The sequence below is a fragment of the Mesorhizobium sp. M3A.F.Ca.ET.080.04.2.1 genome (assembly GCF_003952525.1).
GTDB lineage: Bacteria > Pseudomonadota > Alphaproteobacteria > Rhizobiales > Rhizobiaceae > Mesorhizobium.
In genome coordinates this window covers 149804-164343 of record NZ_CP034451.1, presented here as the reverse complement: position 1 = coordinate 164343, position 14540 = coordinate 149804, and the positions used below count along the sequence as shown (strand labels likewise).

The window sequence follows — 14540 nt, the reverse complement described above, 5'->3', positions numbered from 1 at the left end:
CGTGGACCACACTTAGCCATTGGGCATCGGCCAAAGGCTAAACGCCAACCACCAGCGCTCCGCCGATAAGCCCTGCGCCGGCCGAGGCCAGCAGCAGTTTCTCACCCGGCCGAAGAGGGTTGGTGCTGTGAGCAATCGACAGCGACAGGGGGATTGTTGCAGCCGACGAGTTGCCATAGTCGGCGATGGTCTTGACGATGCGCTCGTCCTCGATGCCGAGCGACTTGCCGACGGCGTTGAATATACGGGCGTTCGCCTGGTGCGGCACGAAGCGGGCGACATCCGGCGCCGCAAGGTCGGCCGCCTCCAGCGCCTCTAAGGAACAGCGGCTCATCATCTCCACCGCCTTGGCGAAGACTTCGCGGCCGTTCGCGATGGTCATGCGGGTTTCGGCGATGTCGATCTCTTCCGAGAAGGGGCGGTTGCTGCCGCCCGCCGGGATATGGATCAGGTCATAACCGGACCCATCCGAGGCGAAAGAGGAACCGAGTATGCCGTGGCCGGGATCACTTGACGGGGCGAGCACCACCGCGCCGGCAGCATCGGCGAACAGCACCGCGCTTGCCCGCTCGGCCGGATTGATCCGACGGCTCAGTATGTTGGCCGCAATGACGACGGCCGGCCTGTTGTGCAGGCGCACGAAGCCGTCGGCGAAGGCCATGGCGTAGATGAATCCCGCGCAGGCGCCGGCGAGGTCGATCCCGCCGGCCCTTTCGAGGCCGAGCCTGTGCGCCACCAGCGGCGCGCTCGGCGGCAGCAGATGATCCGGCGTCGATGTGGCGAGCAGAAGCAGGCCGATGGCCTTGCGATCGATGCCGGCGGCCTTGAGCGCCATGTCTCCCGCCTTGGCCGCCAGTCCGGACAGCGTGTCGCCGGGCTCCGCCCAGAAACGCGAGCGGATGCCGGTGCGCCCCTCGATCCAACCCGCCTCCAGCCCGAGGCTTGCCTCGATCTCGGCATTGCCGACGCTGCGCGCCGGCACGGAATGGCCAAAGCCTATGATGCGCGCCGTGTGGTTCATCTCTTGTCGCCCGCAAGACTGGCTGCCTCGTCGATAGCGTCGTAAAGCCGGTCGAGATCGCCCGACGTACACAGTATGGCGGCAGCACGTAGATGACGTTGCCGAGCGGTCTCACGAGCAATCCGCGATCGAGGAAGAAGGCGCGCAGCCTCGGCCCGACCTCGGCCAGATAGCCGGCATTGCCGACTCTGAGGTCGAGCGCGGCGATGGTGCCGGCCGTGCGCGCATTCTCGAAACGCGGATCCTGGCTGAACCGCGTAACCTTTTCCGCCTGCATCCGCGACAGGGCGGCCACGCGTTCCGCCACGGGTTCGTGACGCCAGATGCCGACATTTGCGAGCGCTGCCGCGCAGGCGATCGGGTTTGCCGTGTAGGAACTCGAATGAAAGAAGGTCCTGGCCCGGTCGCCGGAGTAATGCGCTCGGAAGATCGCATCGGTGGCAAGCGTCGCCGCGAGCGGCAGCGAGCCGCCCGTCAGCCCCTTGGACGTGCACAATATGTCGGGTGCGATCGCTGCCTGATCGCAGGCGAAGATCGTGCCGGTGCGGCCCCAGCCGGTCATCACTTCGTCGGCGATGAACAGTGTTCCGGAGCGCTCGGCAATGCGCTTGAGTTCGGTGAGTACCCAGGCGGGATACATCAACATGCCGCCGGCGCCGAGCACCAGCGGCTCGACGATCAGGGCGGCAACTTGACTGTCGCGCGTGAGCCGTTCGAAGGCGTCGAGCGTTTCCTGCTCCCGGCCCGCGGCGGGGAAGGGGATGGTGTCGACCTCAAACAGCAGGGGCTCGTAAGCGGCGTTGAAGATGCCGCGCGCGCCCACACTCATCGTGCCGATGGTGTCGCCGTGATAGCTGTGCTCCATGACGACGATGCGCGAGCGCGGCGTGCCGTTGTTGCGGTGAAAGCCGAGCGCCATTTTCAGCGCGACCTCGACACTGGTCGAGCCGCTGTCGGAATAGAAAACCCAGTCCAGGCCCGGCGGAGCCATGTCGACCAGCGCCGAAGCCAATCGCTCGGCCGGCTCATGGCTGAGGCCGGCGAAGATCACCTGGTCGAGCGTCTCGGTTGCGTTCCGAATCGCCTCCACGATCTTTGGATGGCGGTGGCCGTGGGTGATGACCCACCAGGACGAGATCGCATCGAGGATGCGCTTGCCCTCGCGCGTCTCGACATAGGCGCCCTCGGTGCGCGCGATGGTCGGCGGAACCGGCTCGGTGGCATGCTGGGTGAACGGATGCCAGACGGCGGAGCTCATGGTCGGACCTCCGTGAAGTCGGACACATGGAACGAGGACCGCATGGCCGCGGCAAGCGCCTCTGGCGTCAGCGGATCGAGCCGAGGCAGGCGGCCGAGCACCCGCACCTTGCCCATCTCGGCGATCGTCCTTTGCGTATCCGTCATCTCGTCGCCGATGAAGGCGATGCCGAGCAGCGGTATCGAGCGCGCGCGCAGAGCCTCGATCGAGAGCAGCGTGTGGTTGATGGTGCCGAGCCCGGTTCGGGCGCAGAGCACGACTGGCGCGCGCCAGCGCGCGAAGATGTCGATGTAGAGCGTGCGCCTGTTGATCGGCACCATCAGCCCGCCGGCGCCTTCCACGACCAGTGGCCGGTCGGTCGCGGGCAGCATCAACGCGTCCGGATCGATTTCCACCCCGTCCAACTCGGCGGCGCGGTGCGGCGAGAGCGGTTCGTTGAGACGCCAGGCTTCGCGCAGCACTCGATCCGCGGGCAATCCTGCGAGCCGGGAGACAGTCTCGCTGTCGGTTTCTTCGCCTAAGCCGGCCTGCACAGGCTTCCAGTAGATGCCGTCGAGCAGGCCGGCCAGGCCCGCCGCGAACACCGTCTTGCCGATGCCGGTGTCGGTGCCGGTCACGACGATCTGCACCGTCATCGCGCGCGCTCCCATTCCCCGGCAAGTGCATCGAACAGTGCGGAAACGTCGCCCTCGCCGACATTCAGGGTCAGCGAGATCCTGAGCCTTGCCGTCCCCTCCGGCACGGTTGGCGGGCGGACGCCGCGCACATCAAAACCACGCGACTGCAGCGCTCCTGCCAGCGCCATGGCGCGGCTATTCTCGCCGACGACGACCGGCAGGATCTGCGAACCGCTCGCGGGCAGGCCAAGGTGATCGGCCCTCTTGCCGGCGAGCGCAACCAGCTTCGCCAGCCGCTCGCGGCGCGCCGGTTCGTCAGCGACGATGTCGAGGGCCGTTGCCGCCGCCACCGCCATCAGCGGCGAGGGCGCGGTGGCATAGATGAACGGCCGGCAGCGGTTGACGAGAAAGTCGCAAAGCGCAGCCGGCGCCGTGACCAGCGCGCCGGATGCGCCCAGCGCCTTGCCGCAGGTGTGGAGCACCACGACATTGTCGCGGCCCTCGAGATCGTGCGCGAGCCCGCGCCCATCCGGACCGTAGACGCCGGTGGCATGAGCCTCGTCGACGAACAGGAACGCATCGTGGCGATCCGCGACCTCGATCAGTTCACCGAGCGGAGCCCGGTCGCCATCCATGCTGTAGAGGCTCTCGGCCACGATCCAGGGTCGGCCGGCGCCGCCCCTCGTGCGCCAGCCCCGGATCGCACCGTCGACGGCGCCTGCATCGTTGTGCGCCGCTTCCGCCACATCGGCGCGACCGGCTCGCGCGCCCTCATGCGCGCTGGCATGGATCAGTTCGTCCAGTACGATCAGATCGCCCTTCTGCGGCAAGGTCGTGAGCACCGCGAAATTGGCGACATAGCCGCCGCCGAAGAACAGCGCGCGCTCGGCGCCGAAGAAGCCGGCCGCCTTGGCTTCGAGGGCCTCGTGTTCGGGGTCGTTGCCGCGCAGCAGCCGAGAACCCGTCGCCCCAATGGGCGTACCGGCGGCGAGTGCCGCCGCAACCGCCTCTGCCATGCGCTTGGAGCGCGCCAGGCCGAGATAGTCGTTGGAGGCGAAGTCGGCGCCCGAGCGGGCGCTGAGGCTCCGCAATCGGTCCTTGCGGGCCAGCCCGCGCAGGCTGGCCTCGTAGCGGTCGAGCAAAGCCCGGCCGTTCGCGCGCCCGTTCACTGGGCTTCGCGCTCCATCGGCTTGATGCCCAGCCGGCGGAACAGCGCGCTGTCCTTGTCCTCTCCGGGGTTTTCGGCGGTCAGCAGGGTGTCGCCGACGAAAATGGAGTTGGCGCCGGCGAAGAAGCACAGCGCCTGCATCTCGTCGCTCATCGCCGTGCGGCCGGCGGAGAGCCGCACATGCGATTTCGGCATCATGATGCGGGCCAGCGCGATGGTGCGCACGAATTCGATCGGCTCGATCGGTTCGGCCTCGCCGAGCGGCGTGCCCTCGATCGGGATCAGCATGTTGATCGGCACGCTGTCGGGCGGCTCCGGCAGGTTGGCTAAAGTCACCAGCATGTCGATGCGGTCAGCCTTCTCCTCGCCCATGCCGACGATGCCGCCGCAGCAGACCTTGATGCCGCTGTCGCGGACATTGACCAGCGTGTCCAGCCGCTCAGTGAAGGTCCGCGTCGAGATGATCTCGCTGTAGTAGCGCTCGGAGGTGTCGATGTTGTGGTTGTAGTAGTCGAGGCCGGCTTGCTTCAGCCGCTGCGCCTGATCGAGGTCGAGCATGCCGAGCGTCATGCAGGTCTCCATGCCTAGCGCCTTCACGCCCTCGACCATGGCGACGACCGCCTCCATGTCGCGCTCCTTGGGTCTACGCCATGCGGCTCCCATGCAATAGCGCGTGGCGCCCGCGTCGCGCGCCTTCCTGGCCTCGTCGATGACGCGCTGAACCTCCATCAGCTTCGAGGCCTTGAGGCCGGACTGGTGATGCGACGACTGGCTGCAATAGCCGCAATCCTCAGGACAGCCGCCGGTCTTGATCGAGAGCAGGCGCGACAGCTGCACCCGGTTGGGATCGAAATTCTCGCGATGGATCGTCTGGGCCCGGAACAGCAGGTCGTTGAAGGGCAGGTCGTGGATGGCCTGGGCTCCCTCTCGCGTCCAGGCCGCAAGGGACCAACCCACAGGGTCCGACGTTAGGTCCGGGCTAAGTTCCGCGTTCATTTCACCTCCATCAACAAAAAACATTTGGGTAGCAACCAAGACACCAGACTTGGGGCCCATTATGATCTGCCCACCAGCGTCGGCACGGGGAGGGAGTTGCGGGCCCCGTCGAGTATGGAAAAACTGTAGCCTCCCTCCACGTTGCGCGCGACCGAGTAAGTGAGGCGATCAACGATGCGATTGTCCTTGTCGAAGGTCAGCACGCGGGGCTTGAGCGCGGTCAGTTCCCTCTCGTGCACATAAACCGAATTGCAGATGATGACCTGATCGCCCGGCTGACAGGTGCGGGCCGCGGCGCCGTTTAGGATGCAGCAGCGCGATCCGCGCTCGCCCAGGATGACATAGGTCGAGATCCGTGCGCCCGAGTTCTTGTTCCAGATCTCGACGAATTCCATCGGCAAGATGCCTGCCTCCTCGCAGTGGTCGGGGTCGAGCGTGATCGAGCCATGGTAGTCGAGATTGGCCTCGGTGACGTGAATGCCGTGCAGCTTGCCGGCGACAATTTTGCGCATCCCTTCCTCCGATGTCACTTCTAATCCTGTGTCACCGTGTCTCGCGCTCTCGGCGCCTATCGCGTGCTTTCTTCGGCTTGAGCGCATGAACGCTCCCTTCTGATCGCGTCACAGGATTCGGTGAAGGCGACGTCCAACAGACAACTGAGTGCTTCCAGGCCGTGAGAGGAAGCCATCTGGCGCAGTTCGTCGAGCCGACAGATGATAAAGCCAAGTGCTTCCACGCGGTCCTTTGTTTGTGCCTGGCCCGTCGCTTTCTCCCTGCCGCTTGAACTGCGTCGTCCGGCAGCGAGCAGGCTCAGGTCGGTGGTCGGTGGAACCAAGGACGTGGTGGCGCGAGTTAGTCTGCGGCCAAAGGAGTTGCTGCGGTCCCGGTTCATGTCCTCTCCCTCAGTTCAGATGCCTGCTGCAATTCCGGTCCGCGGGCATATCAAGGCCAATGTCGAGGATGGGAGCGCTGTGGGTAAGCCAGCCGACGGAGATAAGGTCGATGCCGGTCGCCGCGATTGCCGGAGCCGTTTTCAGTGTCACCCGACCCGACGCCTCGGTGACAGCTCTGCCTCCGACCATTGCCACGGCCTGGCCAAGATCCTCGAGCGACATGTTGTCGAGGAGAACAGCGTCGACGCCGACTTGGAGCGCCATCTCCAGCTGATGCAGCGTGTCGACCTCCACCTCGATCTTGATCATGTGGCCTACGGCATCACGCGCCAGCTCGATTGCGGTGCGGATGTCGCCGGCAATGGCGATATGGTTGTCCTTGATCAGCACCGCATCGTCGAGCGCGAAGCGGTGATTGGCGCCGCCGCCCGCGCGCACGGCATATTTTTCCAGGACACGCAGGCCTGGCGTTGTTTTTCGCGTGCATACGATCTTCGCGTTATGGCCGCGTACCGCGTTCACAAGCGAGGCCGTCGCCGTTGCGATGCCACTCAGCTTGCATAGGAAATTGAGCGCGGTCCGCTCGGCCGTCAGCAGGCTTCGCGCCGGCCCGCTTACGACCGCGATGGTCTCCCCAGCGGAAACCTTGCCGCCCTCGAGACAGCGCAACTGCATGCTGATCCCAGGATCGACGAGGAGGAACGCGAACATCACCAGATCAAGCCCTGCGACAACGCCGGCCTGCCGGGCATTCAACGCGAGCGTTGCCTTGCAATCGGCGGGGATGATGGCTTCGCTGGTGATGTCGCCGGCTCTGCCCAGATCCTCCAGCAAGGCAGCGCGGACGATCGGCTCCATGACAATCTGGGGAAGCGGCGCAAGTGAACTCATGTCAGCGGCTCCGTTGGGCTACTTGCCAATTGAGCGCGACCGCCGTCTCGAAGGCTGTGCAGAGCGTAAGCCGGGAGGGTAGGGGGTCAGCATCGCGCTGCGGGAAATCGGATCGGTAGTGCGAGCCGCGGCTCTCCTCGCGCCGAAGGGCCGCGATCGCAATCAACAGCGCCACCAGCGCCGGATCGGCCGCCGCTGTCTCGCCAACAGCGGTCGGCAGCAGAGCTGCGATCGCGTCGCGCAACCCCTTGCCTGTCCGGATGATGCCAAGCGCATTGGAGACAAGTTCGCGAATGGGTGAAGGGTCGGGTCGCATCGGAACTATTGCTGGGAGTCTAGACCACTGCCAGCCTGCGCAGGTGCCGGCGACACTTGCCGCTACCCAGGCCGCTGTTGCGACTGCTTCGGCCAACGAGTTGCTGGCCAGGCGATTTGCTCCGTGCAGCCCCGTGCAAGCGACCTCGCCACATGCCCACAGACCGCTCACGGAACTGCGCCCCTCAGCGCCCACGGCCACCCCGCCCATGTGGTAGTGGGCGGCCGGGCGCACGGGGATCGGCTCCACGCCCGGATCGATGCCGGCCTGCTTGCAAATTGTCCCGATCGCCGGGAAACGTGTGGCAAACTTCTGCCCGAGGCATTGCCGGGCATCGAGATAGACACGACGCCCAGCGGCGAGTTGATTGGCGATCGCCCGCGCGACCACATCTCGCGATGCGAGCTCGGCGCCAGGCGTGTCGGCAAGGAAGCGCAGACCATGTTCATCGGTCAGGACCGCGCCTTCGCCCCGCACTGCTTCGCTTATAAGCGGCATTGGCCGGCGCTCCGTGTCGAGCGCCGTCGGGTGGAACTGCACGAATTCGAGGTCGGCGAGCTCTGCGCCGGCACAGGCGGCCAGCGCCAGCCCGTGTCCAAACGAGGAAAGCGGGTTCGTCGTATCACAAAAAAGGCCACCTATGCCGCCGGTCGCAAGCACGACGCGGCGGGTGGGCAATGCGAAGACGTCGCTGTGCACGACAGCCAGCAAGCCCACGATGTTGCCCTCCGCGACCACGAGGCGAAGGGCTGTTATGCCTTCCATGATTGTAATCGAACGGGTCCGCCGCGCCACGGCGAGCAGCGCACGGAACAACTCGTGACCGGTGGCGTCTCCGGCGGCGTGCACGATGCGGCGACGCGAATGCGCGGCCTCCAGGCCGAGCCGCAGTTTTCCATCCAACGCGCGGTCGAAGGGAGCTCCCAAACGTAAGAGGTGGTCGATAGCGTCAGGTACAGCTTCGACCACCCGCTTGGCCATGTGTTCATTGCAAAGCCCGTCACCTGCTGCAAGCGTATCGGCGAGATGCAACTCGGGGCTGTCGTCCTCCCCCAGACTCGCTGCGAGCCCGCCCTGAGCGAGTGTGCTTGAGGCATCCGTTCCAAGTGGGGACCTGGAGAGCAGGACGACTGGTTGAGGCGCCAAATGCAGTGCCGTCATCAGGCCGGCGAGGCCAGCGCCTATAATGACCGGCACCCCGGCAATGTCATGGATGTATGGCGTCATGCGAAGAGCATGCGCTCCACTGCCCGTCGTGCGCGGTCGGCGACGCCTGGGTCTATGGTGACGATGTGGCGGCTCTCCTCAAGTGCCGCGCGGATATTGGCAAGCGTGATTCGTTTCATGTGCGGGCAGAGGTTGCACGGGCGCACGAAGTCGACTTCAGGGTGCTTGACGGCGACATTGTCGCTCATCGAGCATTCAGTCATCAGCACGACACGTGCCGGCTTGTGCCGTCCGACATAGTCGGACATCGCCGCCGTCGAGCCTGCGAAATCCGCTTCCGCGACGACCTCCGGCGGGCATTCGGGATGGGCCAGCACAGTGACGCCGGGATGCGCCTCGCGCAGTTCGCGTATGTCGGCGGGCGTGAAGCGCTCATGCACCTCGCAGTGTCCCTGCCAGGCGATGATCTCGACCTCTGTCTGCGCCGCGATGTTTTTTGCCAGATATTCGTCGGGCAGCATGATCACGCGCGGCGCGCCGAGCGATTCCACCACTTGAAGCGCATTGCCGGACGTGCAGCAGATGTCGGACTCGGCCTTCACCGCTGCAGAGGTGTTGACGTAGGTCACGATAGGCGCGCCGGGATAGCGTTGCCGCATCAGGCGTACATCCGCAGCCGTGATCGAGTCGGCGAGCGAGCAGCCGGCGCCGAGATCGGGAATGAGCACGGTCTTGCCGGGATTGAGGAGCTTCGCTGTCTCGGCCATGAAATGCACGCCGGCCAGCACGATGACGTCCGCATCGACCGTCATGGCCTTGCGGGCGAGCGCCAGGCTGTCGCCGACGATGTCGGCCACGCAATGAAAGATCTCCGGCGTCTGATAGTTGTGCGCCAGGATGACAGCGTTGCGCTCGCGCTTTAGCGCGAGGATGGCGTGGATGTCCTCGGTGAAGGCCGGCCATTCGATCGGTGGAATCACCCGCCGGACGCGCTCATACAAGGCCGCAGCCATAGGTAATGCCGCGGTCATCGGCGCCTCCCCTTATAGTCCAATTGGCTATAAGGGGTATATTTCTACTTTGACTATAAGTGGTGTCAAGCCCGGGACAGCGGCAATCTCGTCCCTGCACCTGCCGCCGCATCGAGGACCGCGTGACGGAACCGAAAAAGCTTCGCTGGCCGACCGCCCGTTTCGAGAGACGTCTCGCCCGTCTCCTCGACCAGTTCTTGCTGCTCTATGAGCCGGCGGAAGTTCGGTTTGTTGATGAGCCTGCCCGCTAGGGCCTCAACCGCTCGCTGTAGTTGGAGCAGGGTGAAGGTCGGCGGCATCAGTTCGAAGACTACGGGTCGGTATTTGATCTTCGAGCGCAGGCGCGCGATGGCGGTGGCCAGGATGCGGCGATGATCCGCGATCATCGATCTGCCAAGCGCCGGAGCGATGTCGTTCGAATCCCCTTCGCGCGCTATCTCCTCCACAAGGCCGGCTTCGTAAAGCAGCTCATAGCGCTGAAGCGCCAACTCTTCGTTCCACGGGCGGCCTTCGAAACCAAAGGCAATCGCCGCCCGCCATTGGCGCTCGCGCCGGATGGCGGCCTCATGCACCCGTTCCGCCCATTCGATCAGCCGCGGCCGCAGCAAATCGCCGATCAGCCGCGGCGTGCCGGCTCGATGGTCCTCCCACGGAAAATATTCGTACCAGCTTTGCCAACCGCAGTTTGACGCGCCGGCTGCCTGTTCCTTGCGGGTGAGAGCGAGATAGCTGATCGAGATGACCCGCTGTTGTTGCTCATTGCCGATGCGGTCCCGATCGGCGAAGGTGTAGAGCTGTTCGATGTATCCCAAGGCATGGCCGGTCTGCTCCTCGACCCACTTTCTCAAGCCGGATTGCAGCGATCGATGATCAAGCTCAAAAGGCCCGGAGGGCAGGCTGTCTTTCAACCCGATGGTGAGGACATAAGGCTCATTGTCGCCGACCGCCACGACGACGGCGATCAAGTCCGCCTTGATGTCGGACGTTCCGGGGGGCCTGCTTTTCTTGGTTTCTGTCGGCTGATCGTCCATGTTGCAGAAAGTCGAATAGAGCCGCAGTCGAGTCTTGCTTGAATCGATTTAGTAGGAGTTTGTAGCACACCTGCCGACACCTAGCCACCAAGGCGTCAGCTGCCCAAACTATGCCTTCGACGCTCTACAGAAATGCTCTAAACGCGACACCTGCTATGGGTAACGTCACGTAAGGAGGCGCGCGGTTGCGGCGGGCTTCGCTTTCGCAGGACCTTGAGTTGCACGCAGCGAGCCTGTGTTCGGCAGCGCAGTTGGCCGAGCCAAAGGACCGAAGCACTGAAGTTCGGTGACCTTGCCGCTTGTACGGTACAGGTCAAAGCAACGTGGGGGTGAAATAACGCTGACAAGATTGCGACAGTGATGCGTGCTTGGCGCCGAATGCAGGGACGTGCTGCCTTCCATGATCTCAAGCCGACCGTCAGGATAGTCGCAGACGACACGACTGCCTCTTTGCCCGCCAGACTCTTCGCAAATGCGCTCGGCTCGAGGATGAACAGCACCTTGTCGTAGCGTAGCGTCAGGGCCTGCGACAGCGTGCGGAACTCTTTGCGGCGTCATGCGCTCTTGCATCGATGTTGAACGTAGGCTACGTTATGTTCAACATAGGAGTTTGCATGGGCGCTCAAATCCATTCGGCTACAGACAACGAAGCAAAGGTTGCGTTAACCCGTAACAAACTCATCCTCGAGCAGGCGAGGGCTGCTGGCCTCCTTGGCACCGTAAAAAATACGCGTTTGTCGGGACGTGTACCGTCGGAGCTAGTCGATGCTGCCAAGAAGCGCGCCCACGTCACATCGGACACCGAGCTGTTGGAGCTTGCGCTGTCGCGGTTGGCGCTGGAGGACGATTTCGGGGCTCGTCTCGTGAAGCGCAAGGGGAGCATCCCCTCGGATATCGACCTTGGGATTTAATCTTGCCGAGACCCTCCGATCACTCAAGCCACACAGACGCCAGGGGACACTGGTTCGTCGGGCCGATGACGAATTGCCGTGGGTAAACGACGAGCCGACTATTGGCGGTCCGTTGTTTCTGGATGCCACCGTTTATCTCGATGTTCTGCAGGGCCGATCGCCGGCCGAGGTGGATAGGCTGCTGACGTATCGGCTGTGTCATCACTCGGCTGTTTGCCTTTCCGAACTGACACACGCATTCGGCCGTCTGGATCCAAAGCACACTTCTACGAAGACCGTTCTGAAAACGATCCAAGCAACGCTCGCAGATATACCTGAACATCGGCTTCATGCTCCCGATGTTACAATCTGGGGGCAAGCCGGTATTCTCGCCGGCCTCCTTTTCCGAATGAGCAATTTGCCGAAAGGCGAAGGTCACCAACGCAAGTTCGTCAACGACGCTCTAGTTTTCTTGCAGGCGCGGCAACTGGGCGGGAGCGTGCTTACGGGCAACATCCGGGACTTCGACTTTCTTTCCCAACTCGTTCCGACGGGACGTATTGTTCTCTACCGAACTCCATAAGCTTCCGGATCCGTCTGAATTCGCCAGCCTTCCTTTCCCGCTTCAATCGGAAGGTGGGAGGTGTCGCATCTCTAACTGGGGCAACTGTCGCATTACTAAATAGCTGCTACACGCAAAAGTGGCATAACAAACATTATGGAACTTTATTACGTCCGACTAGATCATTCAGTTACAAATGTATTCGATTAACGTCGAGCGTTACCACGCTCAATTGAGGAGCTTGCGCACCATTGCAATACGGACAGCGTGTGGCAGATTAATTGCCCCGAGCTTTTCTCGCACATTGTCGAGATGATATTGCACGGTTCTGTGCTCTATTCCGAGAATGGCAGCAATCTCCGGCATGTATTTTCCCAGGGACGACCACGTGAGGCATGTCGCCTCCTGCGTTGTTAGCCGCGTTTCCGTCCTCTCACACTTAGGCTCGCTTAGCATGCTCAGCTTGATGTGGACGAATGCCACCGCCGTCGCTGTCCGGTGACTGTCATGTGGGGGCGAGATTTCAGTGGATTGACGGGAGGACGCCAAGGTGAGCATCGCCACAGTTCCAAAACTCACTTGCAGCGGAATTGTCAGTCCTGACCGAATACCAAAGTCGGTCGCCTCTGCAACGAACCGCCGCTCTTCCGGCGATCGCCGCCTTGGATGTAGATCCTCGGTCGACCAGGAGAACGGTGCATTGAGTCGTTTCGCTTTCGTCACCACGGGATCGATGCTGGAGTACCGTTTGCGAAAATAGGTGTCTCGCCATTCGGGTGGATAATCGCTCGATACCCCGACGCCAGTCAGACCGGAATGGAGATATGCGTACCGCTCAAAGCCACAATCCACTACAAACTTCTTCAGAGCGTTTCGCACCGCGCGTTCGTCGCGAGCAAGATCGATGGCGTCGATCAAAGCGTGAACTTGTTCGTCCAACGAGGTACCCCTATTAGCCTGACTCTATCTCGTCCCCACCTAAATTGTCGTATTCCAGCCGATTGCGTGGCCGGGCTCGGGAGCTTGTTCGATGTCAATCTGCACCGCGGCGAGTTGCATGCCGGTCACCTCGACAAACGACCCGAGGAGCCCATAGCGAAAACTCGCGGCATCGAACCGCGTCAGCCAATTAGGCTCTATCACGCTTGTTAATCTCGATATGCCCAGAAGCCTGCACACGCTGGGAACTGAACCCATCAAATGCCGGAAGAGCTTCCCTCCGCGACGATCCCGTCTTATGAAAAATCGGGACCATTCGTGGATCTCACGCCCATGCGGTACCGGTCCATCGACCAGGTGCGAATAACGATCTTGGAGAAGATGAGGGGCGCTCGTCGGCAGCAACCTGTACCCTCCGACCACATGGTCCTCCTCGAGGGCGAGCACATAAACTGCCTGGGGTGTATCATAGCCGTCGACCTCGCGCCCGTCGGGTCGGGCAAGCGCCCCCCACCCACGCTCGCCGACAAAAATGTCGTGACGCAACCTGTAGTGTTCCTCCAGGAGATCTTGGTGGCGAGGGTCAGCGCTACCGGTGATGAGACGAATCATGAAATGCGGCCACTCCTCTTTGGAGCGACATTCTTAGGAGGAGCTCGCGCCGGCTATTGCCATCTTTAGCCATTGACGCCCGGCTTCCTTCAGCCGGCGATCTCCATCGAGCTCAAAGCTTTTGCGACGGCCTGCGTGCGCGTGACGGAGCCAGTCTTCCGCATAGCCCCTTCCCTCATGATGCGATCGCCAACGGATCCCAACTCGCTGGCGCGCATACTGGCCTCTTTCCAGGTGAAAGGTGTCCTAAGGACAAGGGAGGCCATCGCAACCGGATCGCGCTTGATGTAGTCGCGCGATAGATAGTGGGACATCCAGTCTTCGGGCCAGAGCCGTTCAAGAACCAGATTTTCGAAGCGCTGGCCGTGGCTTGGCAATCCCGTCACGATGAAGTGGCTAAACCCGAACTGGCGGATAGCGGCGCGATAGAGTCCGATGAGCGCCCCGACGGTCGGGGCATTAGCCAACTGTAAGGCGTCCTGAAGTATGTGCATGGTATTCATCCGGCGCTTCCTTTCGCGTGAATGCCACGGACACGGTCAGAGTTTAGTGATGCATTGAGGCTATTGAAACTGTTTTCAATCATCGGAAGCGACAAAACAAGCCAAGGCTCAGATATTAGCACTGCCGCAAATTCAGCTGGCAGCGCTCTCGCTTGACCTTCCAATGTGCTATCATCCGGGCGGTTTCTGTTCGTCCGACAAGGTTTTCCCTGCGGGCGGTTCTTTTCCATCACTGCGCCTCAGTCGCGAAAAGACAGTGAACCAAAACCGAAAATCATCCTCGCGGCCCGCGTAGCGGGCAGCGAACGCCGCGGACGCAGCTGCGAGCGAAGCCCCTGAACCGTAAAGGGCGATTGCGGCGTCAGCCGCCTCCGAAGGATTTGCAAAATGCCATAGTGTTAAGCGATTTCCGCCAGCCAGTATGTCTTCGCTATCATATTGTTCCACGCCAAAATCTCCCGCGGGTTGCGTCCGGCGCGGGGCTGACGAAGCCATTAGACCGGACGTTGATCTCCCACAGAAGTGAGCCACAGTCTCGGGCATCTGCCCGGACGTATTCGTGCCGTCCCTGGTCTTGCGGCCAAGGTGCGCGGTGAGCGCCTCTTGGCAAGGTGGTAATTCTACTACCTACCCCGCTAGGATCGA

At 62.6% G+C, this 14540-nt stretch carries 16 protein-coding genes and 2 pseudogenes; 2 read left to right on the top strand and 16 right to left on the bottom strand.

Annotated elements, in window-relative coordinates; translation table 11 throughout:
* Window positions 1-37: 37 nt before the first annotated feature.
* The 12 genes and pseudogenes from EJ074_RS00770 to EJ074_RS00715 all read right to left on the bottom strand — a co-directional run.
* A complete protein-coding gene (locus EJ074_RS00770; RefSeq protein WP_129552585.1) occupies window positions 38-1021 on the bottom strand; it encodes a beta-ketoacyl-ACP synthase III in 984 nt (327 codons plus the stop codon).
* Window positions 1018-2279: pseudogene (locus tag EJ074_RS00765) on the bottom strand (adenosylmethionine--8-amino-7-oxononanoate transaminase). Before EJ074_RS00765 ends, EJ074_RS00770 begins: the two are co-directional and overlap by 4 nt.
* The gene (gene bioD, locus EJ074_RS00760; protein WP_129552584.1) at window positions 2276-2914 is read right to left on the bottom strand and encodes a dethiobiotin synthase; all 639 of its coding nucleotides are present in this window, start codon (window positions 2912-2914) and stop codon (window positions 2276-2278) included. Before bioD ends, EJ074_RS00765 begins: the two are co-directional and overlap by 4 nt.
* Window positions 2911-4065 carry an 8-amino-7-oxononanoate synthase gene (locus EJ074_RS00755; protein WP_129552583.1) on the bottom strand — a complete coding sequence of 385 codons (1155 nt, stop codon included), beginning with the start codon at window positions 4063-4065 and terminating at the stop codon, window positions 2911-2913. Before EJ074_RS00755 ends, bioD begins: the two co-directional genes overlap by 4 nt.
* On the bottom strand, window positions 4062-5060 hold the full coding sequence (gene bioB / locus EJ074_RS00750; protein WP_129552582.1) for a biotin synthase BioB: 999 nt from the start codon (window positions 5058-5060) through the stop codon (window positions 4062-4064). The genes EJ074_RS00755 and bioB overlap by 4 nt, the downstream gene beginning before the upstream one ends.
* A gap of 59 nt (window positions 5061-5119) precedes the next feature.
* A complete protein-coding gene (panD, locus tag EJ074_RS00745; RefSeq protein ID WP_129552581.1) occupies window positions 5120-5572 on the bottom strand; it encodes an aspartate 1-decarboxylase in 453 nt (150 codons plus the stop codon).
* Window positions 5573-5628: 56 nt separating this feature from the next.
* The gene (locus EJ074_RS00740; protein WP_129552580.1) at window positions 5629-5952 is read right to left on the bottom strand and encodes a hypothetical protein; all 324 of its coding nucleotides are present in this window, start codon (window positions 5950-5952) and stop codon (window positions 5629-5631) included.
* 10 nt (window positions 5953-5962) lie between these two features.
* Window positions 5963-6844, bottom strand: a complete 882-nt coding sequence (gene nadC / locus EJ074_RS00735; protein ID WP_129552579.1) for a carboxylating nicotinate-nucleotide diphosphorylase — start codon at window positions 6842-6844, stop codon at window positions 5963-5965.
* A gap of 1 nt (window position 6845) precedes the next feature.
* Window positions 6846-8387 carry an L-aspartate oxidase gene (locus EJ074_RS00730; protein WP_129552578.1) on the bottom strand — a complete coding sequence of 514 codons (1542 nt, stop codon included), beginning with the start codon at window positions 8385-8387 and terminating at the stop codon, window positions 6846-6848.
* The gene (gene nadA / locus EJ074_RS00725) at window positions 8384-9358 is read right to left on the bottom strand and encodes a quinolinate synthase NadA (RefSeq protein WP_129552577.1); all 975 of its coding nucleotides are present in this window, start codon (window positions 9356-9358) and stop codon (window positions 8384-8386) included. The genes EJ074_RS00730 and nadA overlap by 4 nt, the downstream gene beginning before the upstream one ends.
* Before the next feature lie 65 nt (window positions 9359-9423).
* Window positions 9424-10389: a hypothetical protein gene (locus EJ074_RS00720; RefSeq protein WP_129552576.1), complete on the bottom strand. Its 966-nt coding sequence runs from the start codon at window positions 10387-10389 to the stop codon at window positions 9424-9426.
* 381 nt (window positions 10390-10770) lie between these two features.
* Window positions 10771-10940 (bottom strand): annotated as a pseudogene (locus EJ074_RS00715) (ISNCY family transposase); the annotation flags it as partial.
* Window positions 10941-11003: 63 nt separating this feature from the next.
* Between EJ074_RS00715 and EJ074_RS00710 the strand changes: the two are divergent.
* Entirely contained in the window at window positions 11004-11300 is a 297-nt protein-coding gene (locus tag EJ074_RS00710) for a hypothetical protein (RefSeq protein WP_129552575.1), read from the top strand.
* On the top strand, window positions 11290-11862 hold the full coding sequence (locus EJ074_RS00705) for a hypothetical protein (protein WP_129552574.1): 573 nt from the start codon (window positions 11290-11292) through the stop codon (window positions 11860-11862). The genes EJ074_RS00710 and EJ074_RS00705 overlap by 11 nt, the downstream gene beginning before the upstream one ends.
* A 207-nt stretch (window positions 11863-12069) precedes the next feature.
* On the opposite strand, the gene EJ074_RS00700 is transcribed toward EJ074_RS00705, so the two are convergent.
* From EJ074_RS00700 to EJ074_RS00685, 4 genes are all read right to left on the bottom strand, one after another.
* The gene (locus tag EJ074_RS00700) at window positions 12070-12780 is read right to left on the bottom strand and encodes an autoinducer binding domain-containing protein (RefSeq protein WP_129552573.1); all 711 of its coding nucleotides are present in this window, start codon (window positions 12778-12780) and stop codon (window positions 12070-12072) included.
* A gap of 39 nt (window positions 12781-12819) precedes the next feature.
* Window positions 12820-13392: an acyl-homoserine-lactone synthase gene (locus EJ074_RS00695; RefSeq protein ID WP_129552572.1), complete on the bottom strand. Its 573-nt coding sequence runs from the start codon at window positions 13390-13392 to the stop codon at window positions 12820-12822.
* Window positions 13393-13481: 89 nt separating this feature from the next.
* Window positions 13482-13895, bottom strand: a complete 414-nt coding sequence (locus tag EJ074_RS00690) for an autoinducer binding domain-containing protein (protein ID WP_129552571.1) — start codon at window positions 13893-13895, stop codon at window positions 13482-13484.
* Window positions 13896-14066: 171 nt separating this feature from the next.
* Window positions 14067-14342 (bottom strand): hypothetical protein, encoded by a 276-nt coding sequence (locus tag EJ074_RS00685; RefSeq protein ID WP_129552570.1) that lies wholly within the window; start codon window positions 14340-14342, stop codon window positions 14067-14069.
* Window positions 14343-14540: the final 198 nt, after the last annotated feature.

What these genes read in the sequence shown, in the direction of transcription:
- EJ074_RS00770 (WP_129552585.1), bottom strand. Translation starts at nt 1,021, where the DNA reads ATGAACCACACGGCGCGCATCATAGGCTTTGGCCATTCCGTGCCGGCG.
- bioD (WP_129552584.1), bottom strand. Translation starts at nt 2,914, where the DNA reads ATGACGGTGCAGATCGTCGTGACCGGCACCGACACCGGCATCGGCAAG.
- EJ074_RS00695 (WP_129552572.1), bottom strand. Translation starts at nt 13,392, where the DNA reads ATGATTCGTCTCATCACCGGTAGCGCTGACCCTCGCCACCAAGATCTC.
- nadC (WP_129552579.1), bottom strand. Translation starts at nt 6,844, where the DNA reads ATGAGTTCACTTGCGCCGCTTCCCCAGATTGTCATGGAGCCGATCGTC.
- EJ074_RS00690 (WP_129552571.1), bottom strand. Translation starts at nt 13,895, where the DNA reads ATGAATACCATGCACATACTTCAGGACGCCTTACAGTTGGCTAATGCC.
- EJ074_RS00730 (WP_129552578.1), bottom strand. Translation starts at nt 8,387, where the DNA reads ATGACGCCATACATCCATGACATTGCCGGGGTGCCGGTCATTATAGGC.
- panD (WP_129552581.1), bottom strand. Translation starts at nt 5,572, where the DNA reads ATGCGCAAAATTGTCGCCGGCAAGCTGCACGGCATTCACGTCACCGAG.
- bioB (WP_129552582.1), bottom strand. Translation starts at nt 5,060, where the DNA reads ATGAACGCGGAACTTAGCCCGGACCTAACGTCGGACCCTGTGGGTTGG.
- EJ074_RS00720 (WP_129552576.1), bottom strand. Translation starts at nt 10,389, where the DNA reads ATGGACGATCAGCCGACAGAAACCAAGAAAAGCAGGCCCCCCGGAACG.
- nadA (WP_129552577.1), bottom strand. Translation starts at nt 9,358, where the DNA reads ATGACCGCGGCATTACCTATGGCTGCGGCCTTGTATGAGCGCGTCCGG.
- EJ074_RS00710 (WP_129552575.1), top strand. Translation starts at nt 11,004, where the DNA reads ATGGGCGCTCAAATCCATTCGGCTACAGACAACGAAGCAAAGGTTGCG.
- EJ074_RS00740 (WP_129552580.1), bottom strand. Translation starts at nt 5,952, where the DNA reads ATGAACCGGGACCGCAGCAACTCCTTTGGCCGCAGACTAACTCGCGCC.